Source organism: Vibrio sp. Vb0349 (assembly GCF_033338975.1).
On the sequence record NZ_JAWOTS010000015.1, the window covers coordinates 76,510 to 99,764 of the forward strand.

General features: G+C 43.6%; 18 protein-coding genes, 1 tRNA gene and 1 other RNA gene. 6 read left to right on the forward strand and 14 right to left on the reverse strand.

The window, feature by feature from the left end; genetic code table 11:
- Positions 1-1,161: a DUF1887 family protein gene (locus R7Q47_RS16205; RefSeq protein WP_005378476.1), complete on the forward strand. Its 1,161-nt coding sequence runs from the start codon at positions 1-3 to the stop codon at positions 1,159-1,161.
- Between the two features lie 157 nt (positions 1,162-1,318).
- Here R7Q47_RS16205 and udp read toward each other — a convergent pair whose 3' ends face one another.
- From udp to R7Q47_RS16240, 7 genes are all read right to left on the reverse strand, one after another.
- Entirely contained in the window at positions 1,319-2,077 is a 759-nt protein-coding gene (udp, locus tag R7Q47_RS16210; RefSeq protein ID WP_005378479.1) for a uridine phosphorylase, read from the reverse strand.
- Positions 2,078-2,391: 314 nt separating this feature from the next.
- Entirely contained in the window at positions 2,392-4,698 is a 2,307-nt protein-coding gene (locus R7Q47_RS16215; protein ID WP_213962927.1) for a zinc/cadmium/mercury/lead-transporting ATPase, read from the reverse strand.
- Positions 4,699-4,870: 172 nt separating this feature from the next.
- Entirely contained in the window at positions 4,871-5,290 is a 420-nt protein-coding gene (locus R7Q47_RS16220) for a CBS domain-containing protein (RefSeq protein ID WP_005378483.1), read from the reverse strand.
- A 247-nt stretch (positions 5,291-5,537) separates the two neighbouring features.
- Positions 5,538-6,272 carry an RNA methyltransferase gene (locus R7Q47_RS16225; RefSeq protein WP_154204725.1) on the reverse strand — a complete coding sequence of 245 codons (735 nt, stop codon included), beginning with the start codon at positions 6,270-6,272 and terminating at the stop codon, positions 5,538-5,540.
- Between the two features lie 212 nt (positions 6,273-6,484).
- An RNA gene (gene ffs / locus R7Q47_RS16230) (signal recognition particle sRNA small type) lies at positions 6,485-6,581 on the reverse strand.
- 137 nt (positions 6,582-6,718) lie between these two features.
- Positions 6,719-8,722 (reverse strand): GGDEF domain-containing protein, encoded by a 2,004-nt coding sequence (locus R7Q47_RS16235; RefSeq protein WP_213962926.1) that lies wholly within the window; start codon positions 8,720-8,722, stop codon positions 6,719-6,721.
- Between the two features lie 152 nt (positions 8,723-8,874).
- Positions 8,875-9,618 carry a hypothetical protein gene (locus tag R7Q47_RS16240; RefSeq protein ID WP_005389942.1) on the reverse strand — a complete coding sequence of 248 codons (744 nt, stop codon included), beginning with the start codon at positions 9,616-9,618 and terminating at the stop codon, positions 8,875-8,877.
- Between the two features lie 257 nt (positions 9,619-9,875).
- Here R7Q47_RS16240 and R7Q47_RS16245 point away from each other — a divergent pair, with 257 nt between their 5' ends.
- The gene (locus tag R7Q47_RS16245; RefSeq protein ID WP_005378570.1) at positions 9,876-10,178 is read left to right on the forward strand and encodes a DNA base-flipping protein; all 303 of its coding nucleotides are present in this window, start codon (positions 9,876-9,878) and stop codon (positions 10,176-10,178) included.
- 30 nt (positions 10,179-10,208) lie between these two features.
- Here R7Q47_RS16245 and R7Q47_RS16250 read toward each other — a convergent pair whose 3' ends face one another.
- Positions 10,209-10,643: a YbaY family lipoprotein gene (locus tag R7Q47_RS16250; protein WP_005378572.1), complete on the reverse strand. Its 435-nt coding sequence runs from the start codon at positions 10,641-10,643 to the stop codon at positions 10,209-10,211.
- Positions 10,644-10,884: 241 nt separating this feature from the next.
- On the opposite strand from R7Q47_RS16250, the gene tesB reads away from it, so the two are divergent.
- Positions 10,885-11,745, forward strand: a complete 861-nt coding sequence (gene tesB / locus R7Q47_RS16255; RefSeq protein WP_005378575.1) for an acyl-CoA thioesterase II — start codon at positions 10,885-10,887, stop codon at positions 11,743-11,745.
- Positions 11,746-11,813: 68 nt separating this feature from the next.
- Here tesB and R7Q47_RS16260 read toward each other — a convergent pair whose 3' ends face one another.
- Together R7Q47_RS16260 and R7Q47_RS16265 are read right to left on the reverse strand one after the other, a co-directional pair.
- The gene (locus tag R7Q47_RS16260; RefSeq protein ID WP_318089258.1) at positions 11,814-14,855 is read right to left on the reverse strand and encodes a cadherin repeat domain-containing protein; all 3,042 of its coding nucleotides are present in this window, start codon (positions 14,853-14,855) and stop codon (positions 11,814-11,816) included.
- A 456-nt stretch (positions 14,856-15,311) separates the two neighbouring features.
- Positions 15,312-15,776, reverse strand: a complete 465-nt coding sequence (locus tag R7Q47_RS16265) for an Lrp/AsnC family transcriptional regulator (protein ID WP_025998626.1) — start codon at positions 15,774-15,776, stop codon at positions 15,312-15,314.
- A 140-nt stretch (positions 15,777-15,916) separates the two neighbouring features.
- On the opposite strand from R7Q47_RS16265, the gene R7Q47_RS16270 reads away from it, so the two are divergent.
- Positions 15,917-17,011: a PLP-dependent cysteine synthase family protein gene (locus R7Q47_RS16270; protein ID WP_005389952.1), complete on the forward strand. Its 1,095-nt coding sequence runs from the start codon at positions 15,917-15,919 to the stop codon at positions 17,009-17,011.
- A gap of 61 nt (positions 17,012-17,072) precedes the next feature.
- Here R7Q47_RS16270 and R7Q47_RS16275 read toward each other — a convergent pair whose 3' ends face one another.
- Positions 17,073-17,390 carry a DUF1244 domain-containing protein gene (locus tag R7Q47_RS16275; RefSeq protein ID WP_005378586.1) on the reverse strand — a complete coding sequence of 106 codons (318 nt, stop codon included), beginning with the start codon at positions 17,388-17,390 and terminating at the stop codon, positions 17,073-17,075.
- Positions 17,391-17,603: 213 nt separating this feature from the next.
- Between R7Q47_RS16275 and R7Q47_RS16280 the strand changes: the two genes are divergently transcribed.
- Complete coding sequence (locus R7Q47_RS16280; protein WP_318089259.1) at positions 17,604-18,179, forward strand: porin family protein; 576 nt, start codon at positions 17,604-17,606, stop codon at positions 18,177-18,179.
- A 90-nt stretch (positions 18,180-18,269) separates the two neighbouring features.
- Here R7Q47_RS16280 and R7Q47_RS16285 read toward each other — a convergent pair whose 3' ends face one another.
- The 3 genes from R7Q47_RS16285 to R7Q47_RS16295 form a co-directional block, all read right to left on the reverse strand.
- Complete coding sequence (locus R7Q47_RS16285) at positions 18,270-18,467, reverse strand: type II secretion system protein (protein ID WP_031781369.1); 198 nt, start codon at positions 18,465-18,467, stop codon at positions 18,270-18,272.
- Between the two features lie 221 nt (positions 18,468-18,688).
- Positions 18,689-21,802: a multidrug efflux RND transporter permease subunit gene (gene vmeF, locus R7Q47_RS16290; RefSeq protein WP_213876656.1), complete on the reverse strand. Its 3,114-nt coding sequence runs from the start codon at positions 21,800-21,802 to the stop codon at positions 18,689-18,691.
- Positions 21,802-22,896: an efflux RND transporter periplasmic adaptor subunit gene (locus tag R7Q47_RS16295; RefSeq protein WP_005389959.1), complete on the reverse strand. Its 1,095-nt coding sequence runs from the start codon at positions 22,894-22,896 to the stop codon at positions 21,802-21,804. Before R7Q47_RS16295 ends, vmeF begins: the two co-directional genes overlap by 1 nt.
- 292 nt (positions 22,897-23,188) lie before the next feature.
- Here R7Q47_RS16295 and R7Q47_RS16300 point away from each other — a divergent pair.
- Positions 23,189-23,255: transfer RNA gene (locus R7Q47_RS16300), tRNA-Tyr, on the forward strand.

Below are 23,255 nucleotides of genomic sequence, written 5' to 3' on the forward strand. Positions count from 1 at the left end.
ATGGCTGTTCATGTTGGTATTATCGACCAAGACCCAGTGAGATTGGTCACTCCTCTATTAGATAATCGTACGCTAAGCACACATATCGTCTTCATCGGAGACAAGAGCCAGTTAGATATATTTGACCGACTGAGTGCCGTTTTAGATCAACGAGAAATTACTTCTGAATTTTTTGAAATTCCATCCGCTGTTAATACATCTCTGATCAAACAAGCAATTCAAAAACTGGCAAAAGACCTCCATGAACGCGGCGAAGATGTAAAATTGAACGCGAGCTGTGGTCTTCGTCATCGCTTGTTGTCGGTGTACGAAGTTTTCCGTACCTATCGCTGGCCAATTTTTGTGGTTGAGCCTAGTAGCGATAAGCTTTGTTGGTTATACCCTGATGGCAAAGAAGATACCCAAGTCGAAGATCACATTACGATTGCAGATTACCTCACTATCTTTGGTGCACGCGGCGAGTTTCACCACGTTGATTTACCACCTCTTCTTGATAAAAAATTGTATGAACTTGGTGAACGATGGGCCTCAAATGCGCTTGAACTTGGGCCAGGTCTAGCAACACTTAACTACCTTGCAACCACATGCCGCAAAGAACAAAAGCTTGATGTCGAGCTCTCCGAAAAACAGCAGGGCTACCGTGAGCTCAACATGTTGCTTTCAGATTTAGTAGAAGCAGAAATCGCCACCTATGAAAATGGCGTTTTAACGTTTGCAGATGAAGATGCTCGACGCTTTTCAAACGGTGAGTGGTTAGAAACTTTGGTTCACAGCACCGTGAAGCAAATCCAAGACACCATGCCGACGATTCAAGATCGATCGTTAAATGTTCAGGTTTATCGTAAACTTGGTGAAAGTGAAGTACGCAATGAGTTAGATGTCGCAACAGTTGTAAACAACAAGCTGCACATCATCGAGTGCAAAACCAAAGGCATGAGAGATGACGGCGACGATACTTTATATAAGTTAGAATCGCTTCGCGATCTATTAGGTGGCTTACAAGCGCGCGCAATGTTGGTGAGCTTCCGTCCTCTTCGTCACAATGACATTACTCGTGCTGAAGACTTAGGGCTAGCCCTGATTGGCCCTGATGAGCTTAAAGATTTAAGAACGCACTTAACGGCTTGGTTTAAAGACGCGGGCGGTTCAGACGAGATATAGTGCCATTAAGAAAAGCTAAAATTCACAACGATAAAAAGCAGCATTAATGCTGCTTTTTTTATACCTAAATTTTAGCTGTACGCATTTCTATAAGTAGAAAAAAACCAGAGGTTAGCCTCTGGTTTTTTCTGTTTGTTTAAATGCCAACTATAGAGGCTTAAAGCATTTTACGCGCTGCTTCTACAACCACTTTAATTGAACGCGCTTCCGTTTCTTTCAGAGTTGAATGATCTGGAATCTCTTTTTGTGTACGGTTGATGATAACACCAGCCACACAACCCGCTTTTAAACCAGAGCTCGCACACATTGTTAGCAGTGTTGCAGACTCCATCTCGAAGTTAAGTACGCCCATGTCTTGCCATTCTTGCATAGAGCCTTGGAAACGCTTAACAACACGACCAGAGAACGTATCGTAACGTTCTTGACCAGGGTAGAACGTGTCGCTTGATGCAGTCACACCCATGTGAACTGTAGCGCCAGACTCTTCTACCGCTGCTTTCATTGCGGTTGCTACTTCAAAGTCAGCAACTGCTGGGAATTCCATAGGAGCAAAGTGTAGGCTCGCACCGTCAAGACGAACTGACCCCGTCGTTACGATCATGTCACCCACGTTTACATGCGGTTGAATTGCACCCGTTGTACCAACACGTAGGAAAGTGCGAACACCAAGCTGTGCCAATTCCTCAACTGCGATAGAGGTAGAAGGACCACCAATACCTGTAGAACAAACCACAACAGGTTTACCGTCTAGCTCTGCACGGTATAGCGTGTATTCACGATGGCTTGCTAGAAATACTGGATTTTCCATTTGTTCTGCGATTTTTTGAACACGCGCTGGGTCACCAGGAATGATCGCTAGAGTCGCACCATTAAGATCAGCTTCAGTAACACCTAAATGGAATACAGCTTGAGACATAAGTCGCTCCTTATTGTGGCTTATTTTATGAACAATAAGCTCATTAATCAGTTATTGGGTACAGATGCACTGTAGCGAACCTTTCACCAACATAGAGTGATCACAATCACAATGACAAAATGTAATGAAAATGAAATTTCAAACAAAACTGGTATTTATCACACTTTAAGGGGCGTTAGATCATTTTGTTGCATAGCAATGCGTGATTTCAAGGACGAGAAAAACGTCTGATCGCATCAGGTTAATACGGTTAAAAAAAGCCCGATACACGAATGCCTCGGGCTATTAATGAGTGGGATCAATGGTTAGGTCAGTTATTTAATCTGCTTGGACTCAAAACGAAGTAATCTCAACGCATTCAATGTCACCAGTGCTGTTGCACCACTGTCGGCTAATACAGCAACCCACAACCCAGTAACACCAAGTAAACTTGTCACTAAGAATACACCTTTCAAACCTAGCGCTAACGCGACATTCTGACGAATGTTACTTAGCGTCGCACGCGACAGTTCTATCATGGCAGGTAGCTCAATCAAACGGTTGTGTGTTAACGCCGCATCAGCTGTCTCGAGCGCAACATCCGTACCGCCTCCCATCGCAATGCCGATACTCGAAGCTTTCATGGCTGGAGCATCATTGATACCGTCTCCCACCATCGCAACGGTATGTTGTTGTGATAGCTTCTCGACGTAATGCACCTTGTCTGCAGGTAACAAACTCGCTTTATAATCCAAGCCTATTCTATTTGCCATTGCTTCTGCACTTCTCGGGTTGTCACCCGTTAGCATCACCGACGTGACCCCAAGTTCCTTCAACATTGCGATGGCTTGCTGGGCATCTGAGCGCAATGTATCTTGCCATGCGATCACGCCAATGACCTCGTCATCGTAACGAACAATGACAACCGTTTTACCTTGTTGTTCCAACGTAACCACTTGCTCTTTGGCTTCCTGAGAAAGTGGAAAGTCTGCCTTTGAAGGCGTGACCACTTGGACCATTTTTCCATCGACGTAACCAGTGACACCAGAGCCTACTTGCGCGGTTTTATCCAACGCTTCAGGAATAGTAAGCCCCTGCTCTTGCACTTTGGTAACTAAAGAAACCGCTAGAGGATGACTTGAACCAACCTCGATTGACGCAGTTAGGCTAAGTAATTTGTCTTCATCCATATCAAAAGCAAAGACGTCAGTCACTTCTGGTTTACCTTGCGTCAGTGTCCCAGTTTTATCAAATGCGACAGACTCAACCTTGCCAAGCAACTCAAGCGCCGCTCCACCTTTGATCAATGCGCCCCGCTTAGCAGCTGCCGCCAAGCCAGAAGTGATCGCCGCAGGCGTTGAAATTACTAATGCACATGGACAAGCAATCAACAGCAGGGCGAGTCCTCGATAGATCCACGTTTCCCACGGTTGGGCAAATAGTAATGGCGGCGTAACGATAACCATAAGAGACACCAGCATCATTAGCGGCGTATACCAACGGCTAAATTTATCAAGAAAGCGTTCTAATGGTGCCTTACGGGATTCTGCTTCTTCAATCAAATGAAGAATTCGGTCTATCGCATTCTCGCCCTGACGGGAAGTCACCTGTAAGCGAACCACTTTATCGACAACCACAGCCCCGGCCATCACTTTGCCACCGGTTTGATGCTCAACGGGAACAGATTCTCCCGTTAACGCACTTTCGTCAAAACTCGCAAGCGCATCTTGCAAAACACCGTCGGCAGGCAAACGACCTCCGGGTGCGACTTCTATGATATCCCCTGGTTTAAGCTGCGCAGCTGGTACTTCTTTACGCTCTCCATCAATAATTAAAATTGAATTTTCTGGGACTAAGTCCATTAACGCCTGAACACCGCTTCGCGCGCGAGATGATGCATATGCTTCTAACTTTTCACCAATAAGGAAAAGCAATAACACCATTGCGGCTTCGGCGGTTTCACCTAAATATAAAGCGCCGAGAGCCGCTACACTCATTAACGTTTCAATCGCAAAAGGCGTACCGCTACGCGCCAACTTAAATGCTTTGAGCGCGATTGGGTATAAACCAAGTAAACACGTCAAAGTGAATAACCAAGCGCTTATTTGAGGGTCGATCTTAGAAATTACTGCCGCAGTAGCCATTGCACCAGCAATCGAGAGAATTTGGATGTTGTCTCTTATGACGCCAAGCCAGCCTTTCTTTGTAGTGCTTGGTTTTGGAGCATCAAGTGAAGAGAGCGGGAAACCCGTTTTTTGGGCTGTCTGCTCTATCGTAGCTATCAGCTCTAGACCATCAAAATCGACGACCAGTTTTTCTGTTGCAAACAAAACCTTGGCTTGGCTGACGCCTTGTAAAGACGTAATGGCTTTCTCAAGCTTTTGCGCACAAGATGGGCAATCCATACCTGACACAAGCCAAGCGTTCCGAACGGAGGAATTACTCTCCCTTGTGGGATCGTCTTCCTCGCCTGTGTCAACGCTGCAGCCTCCTCCACTACAGCAAGAGCTTTCAGAAACATCAACACTGGCCTGAGAGATATTGAGCGAAGATTTTACTGGCGCACAGCATGACTCGCTTGCACCAAGCGGCACCACAGTTTTGATTTTGCTAGATTGGCAACCTTGATGTTTTGTACACATAATTTTTTCCTTATTGGTATCGGTGATTTACCTATTGCTAAGGATAAACCTTAGAGTAAGCTCCAAGGTCAAGATAAATTTGTACAGTTCGGCGATAGAAAATAAAAAAGACGCCGAAGCGTCTTTCCAAACCAGTTTAAAAGCAATATTCCGTAAAGTTTAAACAGAGAGGTTAAACGGGATGCTTAAAGCACTCATTTAATGTCATTCCTATGGCACGCAGCACGTCTCTTCTTGTGATAACACCAACCAACTTACCTTTGCCATCCACCACTGGATACATTTTCGGCTTTCCAACTTTCATCATGTCAGCCAGTTCAATTACTGACATTTCTGGAGAAACAGATAAGACATCATCATGCATACACTCTTGTACCGTATGTGTATCTTGGCAGTGATAACTTGCTTTCACCAACTTATCTAATAAGTCTTGCTCCGATAAAAACCCAACCACTTTTTCATTTTCATCAATGACAGGGCCACCTAGTGTGACACTTTGCATTACTTTGTTTAAAGCTGCCGAAAGTGACATATCTTTCGTGAAAGTCACCGCTTGCAACGTCATGTAATCTTTTACTTTTAATGAATGCATTCTTATCTCCTTAAGGGCATTTTATTGCGGCCTTTAGATAAGTGTCGCCTAATTTCCTGATTTTACTAAATGGAAAGGAGTAATTTTATTTATAGGCACAGCCTATTGAACTAAAACAAAATTAACTCACCGAACAACATTCACTGTATTTCGTTAAACGCAAGATTCAGCCAGGCTGATTTTTCTAGGCAATAAATACAACAAAGCCAGTCAAATTGACTGGCTTTGTTATTAAGTAATTGTTGCGTTAGCTATGTTGGCGGCGCATGTTGTCTAAAATAATGCCAGTCGCCATCGCGACATTCAGTGATTCGGCACCGCCAAACGCCGGAATCGTGATCTTATCTGTCACGAATTTTGCTGCGGCTTCTCGCACACCATGAGATTCGCTACCCATCAACAAAATACCTTCAGCAGCGAAATCCGCTTTATGAACGCTCTCTCCTTCCAAAAACGCGCCATATACTGGCAATTTGGCGTGTTCCAAGTAACTTGGCAAATCCACCAAACTCACTTGTACGCGGCCAAAGCTGCCCATGGTCGCACTGATCGTTTTAGGATTATAAGGATCAGCACAATCTGTACTCGCAATAATGTGCTTGATGCCATACCAGTCTGCAACACGAATAATCGTACCTAGATTACCAGGGTCGGATACACCATCTAGCGCAATCATCAATCCTTTCGCTTGAGGCTCTTTTACACTCGGAATTTCAACCATAGCAATGGCCGCATTATTGCTCACAAGCGTGCTCGCTTTGGTCAATTCATCAAGCGATGCTTCAACACAATCAAAACGATTTAGCGTACCAGCATTTTGTTCGAGAAATGCCGCTGTTGCAAAAACCTGCTTCACCTTCAATGAACTACTTGCTAGCTCTAGTACGTTCTTTTCACCCTGAACTAGGAATAAGCCATGCGCTTTACGCTGTTTCTTTTGACCTAAAGCACGAAGCAGTTTTAATTGGTTTTTTGAAATCATTAAAGTATCCCAGGTGAAAATGGTTATTCGGCGAGCGTACCCTAAACAATCTTCACGAAAGTTCGGTATCGAGCGGATGAGATTATAAATTATACCTAAATAACCTCAAGAAGCTTGGTCATCAGAAGACGTTGAACACCAAGCGTAGCCAAAATAAAAGAAGGCTCAAAAACGAAAAAAGCCCTGCGATAACGCAGGGCTTTCAAAGGGTGGGACCCCAGCCACATCCCGGCACACAAGTCACACGCTGCGGCTGCTTCCTTCCGGACCTGACCGAGTTCACGAGCTATTGTTGCGAGAGGACCAGAGCCCCATAATTCTTTTCGAGAGGTCTTGCCTCAATCGATGGGGCGATTATTCAGTATCAGCTCTCATAATGCAAGAGCAAAAACCTTGAATTTCATCATTTCATTACCGTTTGAACAAAACTCGATCAATTCATTCCTTTATGATGAAACCGTGCAGTCACGATAAGAGGAGTCGTGCCGTGAGGACTGCTTACTCATGTACATGTCTTCATCAGCCAAATGCATCGCTTGCTCTAAGCTCATGTGCCGTTCCCTTTTTGCAGAGAAACCAATAGAGATACTTATAGACTCCAAATCACTACATAATTTGCCTTTCACGTCGATTCTACTGAGCTCTCTCATTGCTCTAGTTAACTCGGCTTGCGTTGGATAACCCAGCAATATGAACTCATCCCCTCCAATTCGATAACATCTTCCCGACCAGACATAATGAATTTTTAGTGCCAGTAGTTGTAAAACTTCGTCCCCAGCGCGATGCCCATAAGTGTCATTGATTCGTTTGAAATGATTAATGTCTAAGTAAAGTATGGATAGATCTTTGTTTACTCCTTTTCGATACTTTACTTGCAACGCACGACGGTTCCTTAACCCTGTTAAGTTGTCAGTGTTCGATTGACGGTAAAGATAAAGCGAAACACAAATAGCAAACAATAATACAAAGATAAACACAGCTTGTGTTTGCGTCGCTAATCGAATCTCATATTCAAGTGCGGTACGCCAATCTGGGCGTACATCGTACTGAGCAATGATCTTATCAACTTCTAACATCGCTATCGCTCGACTGAAGAAAGGCGCAAGCATGGCTCCTTTTTCATTCGCGACCAATCCAACAGAGAGTTGTGACTCATAAAACTCGCCAATAGCGGTATCCTGCTCTATCGGAACCAATTCACTGAGACGTAAAAAATGATTGAGCATCGCCGTATCCATCGGAATGTAATCGACTTCTTCATTTAGTAGCCCCTGAATGAGCTCTTGTTGGGTACGATAACGTTTGAGTTCTTTTAGCGGTAACAGTTGCGTCATCATTTGATCGAAAAAGTCATCCTTAACTACGCCAATCCGCTCAGATATCAACTGTGAAACATGAGAGTATGTGCTCGGCTTGTAACCTAAACGCTTGACCATCACCGATGCTGGCGCGTAATGGGACTTTGGAAAGTAGCTAAATGCGCGCCGCTCACGGCTGACCGTTAACGGCGCCAAAATTTCGAAATTACCTTGGATAAACTCATGGTACATAGAACCCCAGCTTTCACCAGGCTCACTAATGATCAAGCAGTTTAAAGCCAAGATCTCACAGCTTCTTAGAACTACATCAGCCGTCATCCCTTCGACACTACCATCTGCGTTGTATACAACATATGGAAAGATAGATTCGAGCTTAATCCGTATTGGTTCATTAAAATCAAGGGGCAATAAACGAATAGACTCACGCAACGCTGCTCGCCTTAATTCAAATTGATACTGGGAAATTTCTTCGCGAAGCTGCTTTTGCACCGCTTCTCCGTGAATAAACGTGGCGAACGTGTCCAACTCCTCAAAATGATGATCTTTTTTACTGATGATGGATACGGGCTTTATCGAAATCTGATCATTGAGCATCTTGGCGTCAAACCCCTCCATCAGCATCGGCTTGAGCTGGTTAATGGCATCGACAACGCCGTCCACAGCACCTGAACGTAGCAGTGTTACTGCTTGTTCGTGACCTTGATAAGAGATCTGTTCTAGCTCAGGGTAGTGTTGTTTAAGTAATTGGGCATAAACTGTATCTTTGGGGACGCCAACACGCGAAATGTCACTCAACGTCGAATCTTTTAAACCAAAGAGGTAGGTATATTCGATATTTGTTGGGCGGGAATAACTAAAACGTTGAGCACGTTCTTGTGTGTAAGTGATATTCGCAGCAAAGTCCGCTTCCCCATTCGCTACTGAATTTAGAATGGCATCAAAGCTGGAGTAGTTTACGTATTGAACGGTAAAGCCAAACTCCTTTGAAGCAGCATTGAAAAGAACACGAGTGACGACATCATCCGCTTCAGTCGCGACTTTATAATGAGCAATTAAAGGGGCTTCGGCTTTTACATTCAAACTCAAGAGGCAACATGCAAAAAGCAACAGTGTTCGAGCAAAAGTTGTCATGACAAACTTATCTTAAATCAACCACTTATATTGTGGTTATTATTATTGGAAGTGTAGTAAATATGAAATGAAGAACATATACTAATCTCCATTTTGTTCCACAACCAATTCGATACTCTGCCGCACATGTCACTTTTTACCTGACTAAAAATTCATAATTCAGCCTGTTCATCGCTACTACGTAAAATATAGTCAGTCATCCAAGCCGTCCCTAACAAACAGATCCAAACCACGAAAACAGGGTTTGGCACATCCGTGGTCGGGCTGACGACCAAAGCGGCAAAACCCACAGTCGGCAATGTCCAACATAATAATTTGCTCCAACGAATGGTATGTTGAAGCTTCGCAAGTGCTTCCATTGACGCTAACATTCCCGTCAAACTTAACGCCATAAGAACGGCATACGGTAGGCCTGCAATCCACAATGGGAGCAACAAAAACAACGGCCACCAGCTGTGTTTATTGGATGGCGTCCAATGCGCAGCCGACCACCACATCGCCATAACCGCAATGGTTTGAACCACTGTAACCCAAGCAGACCCATCCAGCTTACCGCCTTGCTGTGTGACCATAAGACCAACTTGCAGTGTAAGTACAATAAGACCAGCGGTGAGCAACACACCTAAAGAGCTTCTACGAGAAAATACCACCATTAAAAGTGGGAAAAGGATCAAAACACCAACCGACAAAGCAATTGGCTGCATTGAGAGTGTCGCACCAAAAGCCATCATCGCGCCCAGTAATACTAGGCCAGCGAACCCACCTTGTGGCAGAACCCACAGCGCGGGGATCATAAGTGCAAGAACGGGAATGTCACCCTCGCTCAAACTCATCGCCCGAACGCAGACAACAGCGAGTAAGGTCGTAACGAAAAATTGAAGTGTCGATAAAATCATAGCGCCTCCTGGCTTCCCCACCTACTTGGTAACTCAACGGCAAAAACTGGGATTGAAAGTCGTTGAGAGGGTCTAGATTCAAGCTTAGCTTGCGTTTGCTTCATGCTGTTTAAGGCTCATCAACCAACGACACTAAAGAACAGAAAATGTAATTCTTCAAAGTGAGTCGCTGACAACACAAGGGTTAAGAACCGTTAGCAATATACAAGTCCAATGGTTTACCATTCCTTAGTAATCCAAAATAGACACTTTTGAGTATGGACCAATTTTTAGCGCAAATCTTTGCTGTAATTCACCAAATTCCAAAAGGAAAAGTCTCCACCTATGGGGAAATTGCAAAAATGGCCGGTTATCCGGGCTATGCGAGACATGTTGGTAAAGCACTGGGTAACCTACCAGAAGGCAGCAAACTCCCCTGGTTTAGAGTGGTAAATAGCCAAGGAAAAATATCTTTAAAAGGCAGAGACTTAGAGCGACAAAAAAAGAAATTAGAAGCAGAAGGGATTGAAGTATCGGAAGTTGGCAAAACTTCACTTAAAAAATACAAATGGCAGCCTTAAGCTGCCATTTTTTGTTCTCAGTACGTCGTATTAACGTGTTCCAACTAGACGAATATCTAATTGGTGAGTTTGTGCTTCATCTGTAATAACACCGTTATGTGTGTCGCTGATAAAACGCAGCTTTCCATCTACCTCAATGCGAGCACGAACGCTGTAACGATGGTTTGGTTTGATTTCATTGCTGTCGTAACTCAACTCAAAAGAAAGAGGAACTTGCTTACCTTCCGTTTCGAATGTCTGTTTCGCCAACACTTTTGCTGGCGCATCCGCCAAGGACACATCTTCTAACGCAATAGTAACCACTGCGTTTGGTGGCAAGGCAATCCGCTCGCGATAAGCCACTGTACCTGTAATCGTCTTCATTGACGCTTCTGTAGATTCCATTTCTGTATTTTGAGAAGTTTGGCAACCCACTAACGCAGCCCCAAAGAGTAGAGAAGTAACAAGTAGTAGTGTTTTTTTCATATATTCCTCGAAAAGAGCATTAAACCGAGGCAATTATAGGTGTGGAATATAAAACTGTCTGCTTCCTGTCACTTTATTTGACAATAGTTTGACTGAGTTAGAATTTATCAAACAATTGATTTTGTTTCATAATTGGAACAATACTATTTCTAAGTTACTCAATAGTTCTTAACTATGCCACTTCACAAGAGTGAGGCTGTTGAGGTAACTTGGAAATGAAAGACAACGGTGAGGAGACACAATGAGTAAACCACTACGAGAATTGCTCAGCCTACTACAACTCGAAAAATTAGAAGAAGGCTTGTTTCGTGGCCAAAGTGAAAACCTAGGTTTGCCTCAAGTTTATGGCGGTCAAGTAATTGGGCAAGCACTTTCTGCTGCGCGCTACACCGTTGAAGAAACACGCACGGTACACTCCTTCCATAGCTATTTTTTGTACCCTGGCGATCCAGAAAAACCTATTATTTATGATGTAGAAAATCTGAGAGATGGCCGTAGCTTTAGCACTAGACGCGTAAAGGCAATTCAAAATGGACGCCCTATTTTTTACCTAACCGCATCCTACCATGGCGATCAACCTGGGTTTGATCATCAAAAAGAAATGCCAGATATCCCTGGTCCAGAAAACTTTGCCTCAGAGAGTGAGCTCGCAAGCCATATTGCAGAATTTCTACCCAAACGCTTACGCAAAACATTTTGCGGGGAAAAGCCAATCGAAACTCGCCCCGTTACGGTTATCAACCCTTTGAAGCCCAAAAAAGCAGAACCCAAACAGTACCTTTGGATTCGTGCTAATGGTGAAATGCCAGAGAATCAGCTAATTCACCAGTACCTTCTGGCCTACGCATCCGATTGGGGATTCCTTGTAACAGCAATGCATCCACATGAAGTCTCATTAATGACGCCTAACTTTCAAGTGGCCACCATTGACCACTCTATCTGGTTCCATCGCCCGTTTAAGATGGATGAATGGCTTCTATATGCGATAGAGAGCCCAACGGCGAGCAATACTCGTGGGTTGGTCCGTGGCGAAATATACAACCAGCAAGGTCACTTAGTGGCGACCGCCGTGCAAGAAGGGGTGATGCGCTACACGAAATAGCTCGTGTTCGCCAGACGAAAAAAGGAGTGCTGTTCCGCACTCCTTTTTTAATGGGTATCAAACGATGATTAATTTGGTTGATACTTCATGTTAATAACCGACCATTCGTAAAGTGATTTCGGGTAACCATATTCGCCTTTCCCGTAAATGACATTTGGGTCGGCATAGAATCCACCTTTATTCGTTGCTAAAAATTCACGAACCCCACGACGGTAAGTAATCACAGGTGCTACTAACTCATACTCTACCTTTTCCATCTTCGAGTCATCAATTATTAAGAACCGAGTCATACGAATCGTGCTGCCGTTGGTGCAGTACCCTGGGTCATCATAGTCAATTGCTTCAAAAGGCTTGAGATCATCTTCGAACAGCTCTGATGTACATCCATCAAATCGAGCTAAGTGTACCCACGCTCCTTTTATTAGAGTTTGGTCATCGTTACCCACCGGCTTGAATGCAAGTAGTGCAATCTTACCTTTGCCGTATAATTTCAATTCTTCGTCCGTTGGCTCACGCACTGAACGAACGTTCATCAAACCAAACTCACTTTCTTCTAAGTTAGAAAACTCACGTGCATTTAGCGTGCTAAACAATACTGTTTGTTCAGTTTCAAGCAATGTATATTGATCCGCAACACCTTCATCTGCAAAGCTTAGATGCAGCTGGACCTTCTTACTTTCCAACGCTTTGTAATCTCGAGATTCTCCTTCCGAAACGTCGAGAGAAATCCAACGTCTTTTTACTGGTGGGAGGTCAAGTAACGTCAGCTCTTCCTTATCAACATCTAATGAAGCGACTCCTTTAATTGTTGAGCTGGATATTTGATAGCTGCGGTTTCCTATTGGTGTACCAAAGTCTAGCTTAACCTTTTTAAATGGTTCAAATTCCACCTTCATTGTAGAAGCACTTAAACCAGGGTGATTCGCTTTGTTAATAGTGCCATTTACGACGATTGTTTTAGCTTTGTAGTTGCGTCCAGTAAGAGTAACCTCTACTTGGTACTCGCCTGCGTGCAGGATTTTCAAACGCCCCGTATCAGGGGAAACTAGCTCGACCACAGGATCTTTTTGGTTAATAAGACGGTAACTTGCCTTCGCAGTCCCACCACTCATCACTGGTGAGATAACACTACCAGCGGAGAATTCTACCGTTGGGTAAGTAACCGATACAGGGTTTGTGCCTTGTTTAATCGTGACCGAGAAACTACTTTCACCCGGATCCACTTTGTCGTCCCCCGCATCCGAAACAATAATTTTTGTGCTACCCGCGTTAAGAATTTGCATGGCACCCGTTTGGCTGTTTAAGGAAACTACATCTGTTGCTGCGTTGTCTGCAAATCGGTACGTAACTTCCCCAACCGTACCAGAGATTTTCGGCGCAACAAATGTTTGGCCAACCTTCCAAATCTCTTCCACATCGGATTGAACTTCAATTCGGCTCGGCGCACTCAAAATTGTCACGTAGACTTTTTGATCAGGACCAACAGTATAATTCGCGCTCTCTTTTCTGCGCACAGTTAGCGTCGCTTTACCCGCTTTATACACATGGAGACGTCCTTCACTAAAACCACCGACAACATCTGGTGCGGTGTTATCTACAATCTCAATTTGCTCGTCAGCACTCAAACCAAAATCACGGTGAAGATCAAAACTGTATTTGTTGCTGTATACAACGTCATAATCGTGCGTTGCCATCGGTTGGCCTTCAGCCTTTGCAACTTTGATGGCGACATTAAATTGAATAGGTTGGTAGAACTCCCCACCATCGTCTTCAAACTTAATGTCGTACTCACCCGCAGTCACTACCTCCAACTTGCCGTCAGTCATTCGTAAGCCATTAGGTAAGCTGCTAACTAGATTTACGTTACCTTTTTGCCCTTTAAACGCCAGAGGGATTGAAAGATTTGGTTGATAGGTAAGCGCCATTTCAATGTCTTTTATAACGGGATGAGGCGCGCGATTAACTTCAAGATCAAAACGAGTTTTGCTTGCAGGATAATTACGCATGTCATGCTCGTAAATTTCCACTTCAGCAGCACCAACACCTTTGATCAGTAATGCTTCACCATTTTCAGTTTTAGCAACAACGTCTTCACCACGAATGATTCTCAGCTCATAGTCACCGTAGGCGTTCGTCACCTTAGGGAAAATTCGTCCTCCTTCCTCATAAGTTGTGACGATATCCGCTGCGCTGATTTCTTGACGCTTGCCTTGTTTTACATCCACAAAAAATTGCGCTGTTTGCTGTTTATCTAGAAACGCGTCGCTGTAAGTTGCTGTCGCTTCAACCGTTAATTGCCCAACATTATGAACAAGAAGCAAACCCGTTTCAGGATCTAGCAACTCGGCCACCTTGCTGTCTGGTACACTATTTATAATTTTGTAAGAAATACGTTGCGTTTGAGCTTTATCTAGACGCACTGGTTCTAACGTCAACCCTTCTCGATACTCGTCTTCAAGCAAAGCGAACTGTAATTGCCCCGGAGCTACTGCATGCAGTTTAACCGTAGCGCGAACTTGTTTCGGCAAGTAAAAGTCGTTACCTGAATCAGTAATCAGCACCGATGCCTGACCAACTGAACCTAATGAATATACCGAACCGTTCTCATCAACACGAATCAAGTTATGACCACTTTCTACCTCATAACTCAGTTCGCCTTTTTGGCCACGGACGATCAACGCTTTTCCTTCTGGCTCAATCGCATTGAAATTCAGATCACTCACTGAAAGTTCAGTATTGATGCCTCGCTCTACAGTGACAGAAAATCTTGCTTCAGAAGATTCATAAGCAGAGCTACTATCTGTAGCAAGAATAGTCGCCGTTCCTGGGCGCAGAATTTGTAGTATTCCTGAGTCATTAATTTTCACGACATTTGGCGGATTAGAGTCAATGACTTGGTAAGATACCGACCCATGTACATTGCTCAGTTTTGCTTCAGTAACCGTTCCCACTCCTTCAAACTTCAACACCGTGTCTTCCACTTTTAATTGCGGACGGTTCTGCTTTGTTATCGTAGTTGGTGTCTTCGTATTGTTCGGCTTAGAGTCTCCCCCACCGCCACAGCCAGCGAGTAAAGCTGCGAGAAAAAGCAAATAGTAATTTCTGTTCATTTTTAGTAATACTTTGTTACATACAAGATGGGGCGATAATAATACGATGTTTTATTAATCACTATCCCCATTTTTGAGTACTTTATTACTTAAGTAATTGCTACTGTATTAATCCTAAAAACAAATACTCAAAAATAGCGACCAAATTACATGAAAACACAAAAAGCAAACGTTTAAATCAAACTCTTCCATTAATTTAGTAAAAATTAATATTCAATAAAATAAAACATGAAAAAGAAAGAGAAAAAATTGCGTTATTTTTTCTTTCATTATGATGTATGGGATTAATGGACTGTAAAAACAAATGGTTAATGAAAAATAGAAGAGAGAATAAATATCGTTTATATTTATGAAAATCTGATAGGAAATAGTTTTAAAAGCATAATCAAACTACCTTTTAACATTTAAAATACTAAAAGGTAGAATTAACATTAGATAGAATTCTTATAGGGCGAGTTATTTTAGGATTGGTAACTCTGTTGTGTATTTAATGGACTCCATAGCAAATGTTGAAGTCACATTAGATAGCCCTTTTACGCTATTAACTAACCGCTTATAGAATTCGTCAAAACACTTCATATCTTTGACTAGTACTTTCATCATGTAGTCATACTCGCCAGCCATACGATAAAACTCCATTACCTCAGGAAAGTCACTCACAGTTGTAACAAAATGGTGATACCAACCTTCGGAATGATCAATCGTTTTTAACTGAACAAATGCAATGAAAGATAGCTCGAGCTTTTCTGCACTTAACAACGCCACGCGTTTTTCGATGTAGCCCTCTTCTTCCAACCTTTTCAAGCGCTTCCAGCATGGTGTTGTAGTAAGATTGACTCGCTCAGCCACGTCATTTAATGACAAGGTGCTGTCGGTTTGTAGTAAAGCAAGCAGCTGCTTATCTATTCGATCTAAACTCATTTCTATAAAACCCATAAAATGTAGAAAATTTTTCTACAAAAATATTTATTAAGAGTAACAATAGCAAAGTTTTTCTCGAAAATTATAGATAAATTATCCCTATCTAATACTTATCTATCGATTTCCCAAGGAGAGACGCCATGTGTACTGACCACAATTGGATCAACAATGCAGTGCGTAAAATTGAAGCAGACTTCCAACGTTCTGCTGATACTCATTTATTTAAACTTGAACTGCCTTCTCTTGATGGTATCGATATCTACCTAAAAGATGAGAGCACGCATCCAACAGGCTCTCTGAAACACCGATTGGCACGCTCGTTGTTTCTTTATGCGATTTGTAACGGATGGATTGGTCCTGAAACCACAGTGATTGAAGCGTCCTCAGGCAGCACTGCCGTTTCGGAAGCGTATTTTGCTCGCTTGCTTGGCTTACCGTTCATTGCTGTTATGCCGAAAACCACCGCACGTAAAAAGATTGAACAAATTGAGTTTTACGGTGGTAAAGCGCATCTTGTAGAGCGCTCAGATCAGATTTATGACGAGTCTCGACGCTTGGCTCAAGAGTTAAATGGTCACTACATGGATCAGTTTACTTATGCTGAACGTGCGACTGACTGGCGCGGTAACAACAACATCGCGAACTCTATCTTTAGCCAAATGGAGTTAGAGGATCACCCGATTCCTAGCTGGGTAGTGATGAGTCCTGGAACAGGCGGCACATCAGCAACCATTGGCCGTTTTATTCGTTACCAAAAATACGACACCAAGCTTTGCGTGGTAGACCCTGAAAACTCAGTGTTTTACGACGCTTTCCAGTCAGGAAACCACTCATTGAAAGGTGATACTGGCAGCAAAATTGAAGGTATCGGGCGACCACGTGTCGAACCAAGCTTTATTGCTGGTGTCATTGATGAAATGCGCAAAATTCCAGACGCAGCCAGTGTGGCAACCGCCCATTGGGTATCTCAGCTGATTGGGCGTAAAGTCGGCGCATCAACAGGCACCAACCTTTACGGTGTGCTGCAATTGGCTTGTGAGATGAAACAACGCGGTGAGAAGGGTTCTATCGTGACGCTTCTATGTGATTCTGGAGAGCGTTACCTAGATACGTATTATGACTTAACATGGGTAAAAGAGAACATCGGCGATATTCAACCTTACTTAGCTCAACTCGAAGTCATTCAAGCAAAAGGTTGCGTTGAGCCAGCTTGTTGCGGCTCAACTAACGCTTAACGTGCAAACTGGACTTTAAAAAACAGCCCAACTTCATGCGGGCTGTTTTTATCGCTGGGTTTTACTTTTTCTGGCGCGCTTCAAACGCAGCCAATTGTTCTGGCGTTGCCGCTGGTTGATGATTTTGTTTCCATTCATCGTAAGTCATCCCGTAAACACGTTCGCGAGCGTCATCAATATCTAAATCCAAACCGAGATTTTCAGCCTCAGATTTATACCATTTGCTAAAGCAGTTGCGACAGAAGCCCGCAAGGATCATCAGGTCGATGTTTTGTACGTCTTTGTTGGCATCTAAATGCGCCAATAAACGGCGAAATGTCGCCGCGTCTAACTTATCTTGTTCTTCTTGAGTCAAGTTTTTGTATTTGAATTCAGCCACTTTCCTTTCCTTCTCTCTTATTTAGCTAGTTTCGTCACCATATCTAGTTAGTCGGTAGTCATGAGTAATAAGTATGCTTTAGCGCAACAATTCCCATTCTAAAATCACTACCTTTGATAAAAGCTGATATGATAATTACCATCCATCCTATTGATTAAATTAACATTTAAACAAATCATTACAACGGTCTTTTACCAAGGTTATCGTCTAGTTATGAAAAACGCCATTCTATTATTGTCTGCCTTGACCATTAGCGTGCCAACTTTAGCTGCTCAAGAACAAGCTCATCAATCTTATTTTTATCTGGGTACTGGTAACGTTGGTTTTGATACACCGTATTTCGGCTCGGATAGAGACAATGAGTGGTCAACACCACATATCACAGTTGGCTGGGGTTACCATGTAAACCAATACCTCGCGTTTGAAGGGGTTCTGCGCTATTCACAAAATGAACTTAAGAACGATGCTCTAAAAACTGACTTAGATCTTCACTATTACCAAGCAGGTATGTCAGCTGTTGTAACGAGTGATGACTTAGGCGATACGCCACTATCACTATTCGGTCGCGTAACAGCGCTTGGCACTCAAGTCGAAATGTACGTACCAAACGAACAAAAAGTCACAGATGACTCAGGCGCACTATTCAACATCGGTGCTGGTGTCCATTGGGATATGAGTACAGATATCTGGTTACGCGCAGAGTACATTTATAATGTCGCGGATATGGGTTTTGAAGATTTTTACGACAGCTACGAAGGTGTACAAATCAGCCTAGGGAAACGCTTCTAACATTAGATAGCACCAAGTTTCCATAATTGAAAAACAAAGAAGCCGAGAGTTTTACCTCGGCTTCTTTTAGATTCTATAATATGTCGTCACTTACTGAACAGAGAACGTTTCTGTAGCCTCTTTGTTCACATGGTTGCTTGGTTGACCAGCATCGAGAGAATGCAAAATACCATCTTGACGATCTTTTAATGCATTCGTCAACGTTGGAAGTGCGGTAGTTGCTAGCAACGCCATAACACCTGCAACTAAAACCATTTCGACCATGTAACTACCACGTACTTTTTTCAAGGAAACACCTCAATAATAATAGGCATAGGCTGCTTTCCTAGCATTAAACCTAACAAGACCCAACATTCAGTCAAAACGATGAGCGAGTCCTGTGCCCCTCGAAGAAGTGGCGAAATAATAAACAAAAATAATCATTAAATCTATAAGTAATCACTATCTATATAAAAAAACACCGAACAAAAATTGCCCGGCGTTTTCAATCAAAGCTTTACGTGCTACTGCTAGGGGTGGGCAACACGGCCCTTCGTATCATGGCTAATTGCTTTGTTTAACTCTGCTTCTACATGACCTGGTGCTTGTGTTTTCGCCGAAATCAATCGGTACATTGCCGGGATAACAAACAAGGTCACCAATGTCGCAAACCCCATCCCGAAAAAGATTACCGTACCCACGGCAATACGGCTCTCATAACCCGCCCCTGTCGATACGATCAACGGAATTGCGCCAGCAAGTGTGGTAAACGCAGTCATCAAGATTGGACGTAGACGTCGCGCAGCTGCATCAATGATCGCTTTTTCAAACCCAACGCCACGATCACGTAGCTGATTGGCAAATTCTACGATCAAAATACCGTTTTTCGTCACCATACCAATCAACATGATCATGCCGATCTGGCTATAAATGTTCATACCTTGGCCCATAATAACCAAACCAAGGAAGCCACCAAATACACCCATCGGCACCGTAAACATGACCACTAACGGGTTTACGAAGCTTTCAAACTGAGCCGCCAACACGAGATACGCCACTAGTAGTGCCAATGCAAACACAACAGCAACACTCGCTTGGTTCTCTTTAAAGTCTTTCGACTCCCCCGAATAGCTCACCGAAATGTCACCCGGTAAGTTGTCGATGGCTTCCTGGTCTAGGTAATTCAGCGCATCTCCTAATGTATAACCTTCCGACAGGTTGGCAGTAATAGTGATGGACTTCTGTTTGTTGTAGTGAGAAAGACGAATAGAGGCCGCCACTTCTTCAATTTTTGTGACCGCATCTAACGTCACTAGCTGACCGCTATTCGTGCGCAGATAAATCTGACTTAAATCTGCAGCATTATTAAAGCTATTTTCATCACCGCGAAGATACACATCGTACTCTTCGCCACGCTCAACATAAGTCGTTTCGCTTTTACCACCGAGCATGATTTCTAGGGTGTCAGAAATGTCTTTAACACTGACTCCTAGCTCTGCGGCACGCTGTCGGTCAACTGTAACCAATAACTCAGGCGTTTTTTCCGAGTAATCTATCTCTGCTCCTTCCATCATTGGTGATTCTTCTGCTTTGTTCTTTAGCATTTCAGCCCAAACAACGAGCTCATCGTAATCAGAGCCGCCTAATACGAACTGAACTGGCTCACTCGAACCACCTTGGAAACCTGGCATAAATGGGAACACTCGAACATCTGGGATACCTGCCAATTCTTTCCGTACTTTGTTAAGGGCTTGCTGAGCCGTGATATCACGTTCGTTCCAATCTTCTAGAATCATGATCACAAAGCCTGTCTGGTCTCCTGCCTGGCCACCAAACGCTGGCGTTTGGATGCTGAATGACTTCAGATAACCTTGCCCTAGTAATGGCATCAATCGGTCTTCGACAATATCCATATTGGCTGACATACGATTGTATGACGTAGCATCTGCACCGCGCACAAACGCAAATATCACACCGCGATCTTCTTGTGGGGTCAGCTGGGCCGGTACCTGATTCATCAAGAAATAGCTACCGCCCAAACAAGCTAGAATCACCAGCGGAGCAGCCCAACGTACTTTCAATGCGCCTTTCAATAATGCGCGATAGCCACTCTCAAGCTTGCTAAACAAGTGATCAACCGCTTCATTGAATCGATTTGGTTTTACATTCGCTTTCAAAATCTGACTACCTAATACAGGAGTCAGCGTCAGGGCAATCAAAGAGGAGAATATGACAGACATAGCCAGCAATACAGAAAACTCTGTAAATAGTAGACCTACCATGCCATCCATAAAGGAGATCGGTAAGAACACCATCACCAGCACTAATGTTGTTGCTATAACAGCAAAACCAACCTCTCTGGTGCCTTTATATGCGGCGAGTAATGGCGATTCACCGCGTTCAATATGGTGGAAGATATTCTCTACAACCACAATTGCGTCATCCACCACCAAACCAATCGATAATATCAACGCCATCAAGGTGATCAAGTTGATAGAAAACCCAAAGTAGTACGCGGCAATGAACGAAGAAATCAGAGAAACAGGCACCGTAACCGCAGGAATTAAGGTTGCACGCGCTTGGCCGATGAAAATGTACAACACCAAAATCACCAGGCCGCCTGTGATAAATAGCGTGCTGTACACCTCTTCGATTGAACGCTCGATAAATACTGTCGCGTCGTAATCTATCGCAAGACGTGTACCTTCTGGTAAGAACTTCTGGATGTTATCGACTTCAGACCTAACCAGCTTCGCTACTTCTAACGGGTTTGCGTCTGACTGCGGTACCACACCAAGACTGATGTTTACTACACCATCACTTTTGAAGGTTGAGTTTTCGTTTTCTGCACCAATGAAGACATCTGCTACATCTTTTAAATAGATAGGTGTATTGTCGCTTGCGCGTTTAATGACAAGATATTGAAAATCTTCAGGCGTGTTATAAGTACGAGCCGTACGCACGGACATTACTGTTGAGTCGTTGCGAACTTCACCACCTGGGCTTTCTAGGTTCTCACTTCGTAAAGCTGATGTAATGTCCGAAGCTGTAACTGAACGTCCAGCCATTAGTTCTGGCTTAAGCTTCACGTACATTACCTTGTACAAACCACCGGAGAGATCAATGGAGCTAACCCCAGAGATCAGGCTAAAGCGGTCCATCAATACACGTTCGGCATAATCCGTTAATTGAGTACGGTCCATCTCTGCAGAACTGAGATTGATGTAGAGCGACGCCTCTCCCGAGCCATTGTTCTTATAAACAATAGGGTCATCCGCTTCATCAGGTAGCGAGCGCTGAGCACGAGCTACGGCATCACGCACGTCGCTCACACCTGTGTTGAGATCGTAACCTAACTCAAACGTGATCGTGATACGCGACATGCTGTTACGAGTAGTGGAGCTAATTTCATCAACCCCACTGATCCCAGAAAGCTGGTCTTCCAAAACGGAGGTAATTTGGCTTTCAATAATAGTCGCCGATGCACCCTCATAACGCGTACTGATAGAAACGACTGGGCTTTCTATATCAGGCATTTCACGAACGGCTAATTTGGTGAATGACACAAAGCCAAACACACACAACAGCATGCTCAGAACCAACGCCGCGACAGGGCGTTTAACTGAAACGTCGGACAGTAACATTAGTTTTCTTCCTCATCCGATTCACTGTCATTGCGTGTCACATCCGTGGTGTTCGCTTTTAGTGGCGCGACAATTTCTTTCACTTCGACACCATCACGCATGTTAACAATGCCTTGAACCACAATCTTGTCACCAATCTCAACACCAGATTCGATCACCACCTCGTTACCAACACGAGCACCTAGCGACACTTCTTGACGAGTAGCTTTGTTGTTTTCATCAATTACATATACAAAACGTTTAGTTCCGGAGTATTCAAGCGCTTGAACAGGAATGATTGGCGCCTTAATAGCAGGAAATGCTAGTGAAGCGTTCATCAACATGCCCGGCTTCAATTGATTTTCTGGGTTATCAAACTCAATACGCACGCGAAGATTCAGTGTTTCGGCGCTGATACGCGTATCAATACCTGTGACTTGACCAGTAAAGATCTGGCTACCCCATGCACTGGTTTTAGCGATGACTTCCATACCAATAGAAAGCATCGATAAATAGCGCTCCGGTACTTGTAAATCCAGTTCCATGACGGAAAGATCATCCAACGTCAAAAGTTCAGTACCCGCACTGACCATTTTGCCGCGGCTAAAATCGATAAAACCAACAGTGCCAGAAAATGGAGCAGTAATATGGAGATCAGCTAAATTGGCTTGAGCAGCATCTAGCCTCGCTTGTGCTATTTCAACACTGGCTTTTTGTGCATCGATTTCAGTTTGAGTAATCGCATTCCGCTTAACCAAACGTTGGAACTCTTTTAACTTACGCTGTTCATCTTTTAGATACGCCTTTGCCTCAATCAAAGCGGCTTGAGCCTTATCGTCATCTAACTTAATTAATAACTGGTCTTGCTGAACATTTTGATTCGCTTTAACAGCGATTTGATTCACTTTGCCGGCGACTTCCGATGCGACAACCACAGACTCCGCTGCCTTTAATTTGCCGATAAGAGTTAAGGATTGATTGATCTCGTGCGTTTCTACTTGTTCAGTCACAACGGTAACCGCTGAGCCTCCTCGCATCGCAGCGCAAACCGATGGAGAACTCAGTAATATAGAAAGCGTTAAAACAGATAACGATAACGTGGCTTTCATGCTCATGATATTGACTTCTAAACGAATAAACTTATGTCATTAAACTGCTTACAGTTTATCAGTAGATACGGTGTTTAACGTCAAGTAGTGTAAATTCAAGTAAAAAGCGCGCTTCTCTTCTGTTCAAAGGACAAACAAAACGCTGACTTTCTACCATCTTTGCCCAAAAAGACAGCATTCAACGTAAAAACGTAAGAAAAACGCTTTACAGCCTGAGCGAGTTTGCTATGATTCGCTCCGCACTTGGGAGATGAGTTGGGAAAACATCTTACTAAGTATAAAAATCCTCTGGAGGGGTTCCCGAGTGGCCAAAGGGAGCAGACTGTAAATCTGCCGGCACTGCCTTCGATGGTTCGAATCCGTCC

Bases quoted from the DNA above. Each gene is read 5' to 3' on its own strand.
- R7Q47_RS16205 (WP_005378476.1), top strand. From the start codon at position 1: ATGGCTGTTCATGTTGGTATTATCGACCAAGACCCAGTGAGATTGGTC.
- udp (WP_005378479.1), bottom strand. From the start codon at position 2,077: ATGTCTCAAGCTGTATTCCATTTAGGTGTTACTGAAGCTGATCTTAAT.
- R7Q47_RS16215 (WP_213962927.1), bottom strand. From the start codon at position 4,698: ATGTGTACAAAACATCAAGGTTGCCAATCTAGCAAAATCAAAACTGTG.
- R7Q47_RS16220 (WP_005378483.1), bottom strand. From the start codon at position 5,290: ATGCATTCATTAAAAGTAAAAGATTACATGACGTTGCAAGCGGTGACT.
- R7Q47_RS16225 (WP_154204725.1), bottom strand. From the start codon at position 6,272: ATGATTTCAAAAAACCAATTAAAACTGCTTCGTGCTTTAGGTCAAAAG.
- R7Q47_RS16235 (WP_213962926.1), bottom strand. From the start codon at position 8,722: ATGACAACTTTTGCTCGAACACTGTTGCTTTTTGCATGTTGCCTCTTG.
- R7Q47_RS16240 (WP_005389942.1), bottom strand. From the start codon at position 9,618: ATGATTTTATCGACACTTCAATTTTTCGTTACGACCTTACTCGCTGTT.
- R7Q47_RS16245 (WP_005378570.1), top strand. From the start codon at position 9,876: ATGGACCAATTTTTAGCGCAAATCTTTGCTGTAATTCACCAAATTCCA.
- R7Q47_RS16250 (WP_005378572.1), bottom strand. From the start codon at position 10,643: ATGAAAAAAACACTACTACTTGTTACTTCTCTACTCTTTGGGGCTGCG.
- tesB (WP_005378575.1), top strand. From the start codon at position 10,885: ATGAGTAAACCACTACGAGAATTGCTCAGCCTACTACAACTCGAAAAA.
- R7Q47_RS16260 (WP_318089258.1), bottom strand. From the start codon at position 14,855: ATGAACAGAAATTACTATTTGCTTTTTCTCGCAGCTTTACTCGCTGGC.
- R7Q47_RS16265 (WP_025998626.1), bottom strand. From the start codon at position 15,776: ATGAGTTTAGATCGAATAGATAAGCAGCTGCTTGCTTTACTACAAACC.
- R7Q47_RS16270 (WP_005389952.1), top strand. From the start codon at position 15,917: ATGTGTACTGACCACAATTGGATCAACAATGCAGTGCGTAAAATTGAA.
- R7Q47_RS16280 (WP_318089259.1), top strand. From the start codon at position 17,604: ATGAAAAACGCCATTCTATTATTGTCTGCCTTGACCATTAGCGTGCCA.
- vmeF (WP_213876656.1), bottom strand. From the start codon at position 21,802: ATGTTACTGTCCGACGTTTCAGTTAAACGCCCTGTCGCGGCGTTGGTT.
- R7Q47_RS16295 (WP_005389959.1), bottom strand. From the start codon at position 22,896: ATGAGCATGAAAGCCACGTTATCGTTATCTGTTTTAACGCTTTCTATA.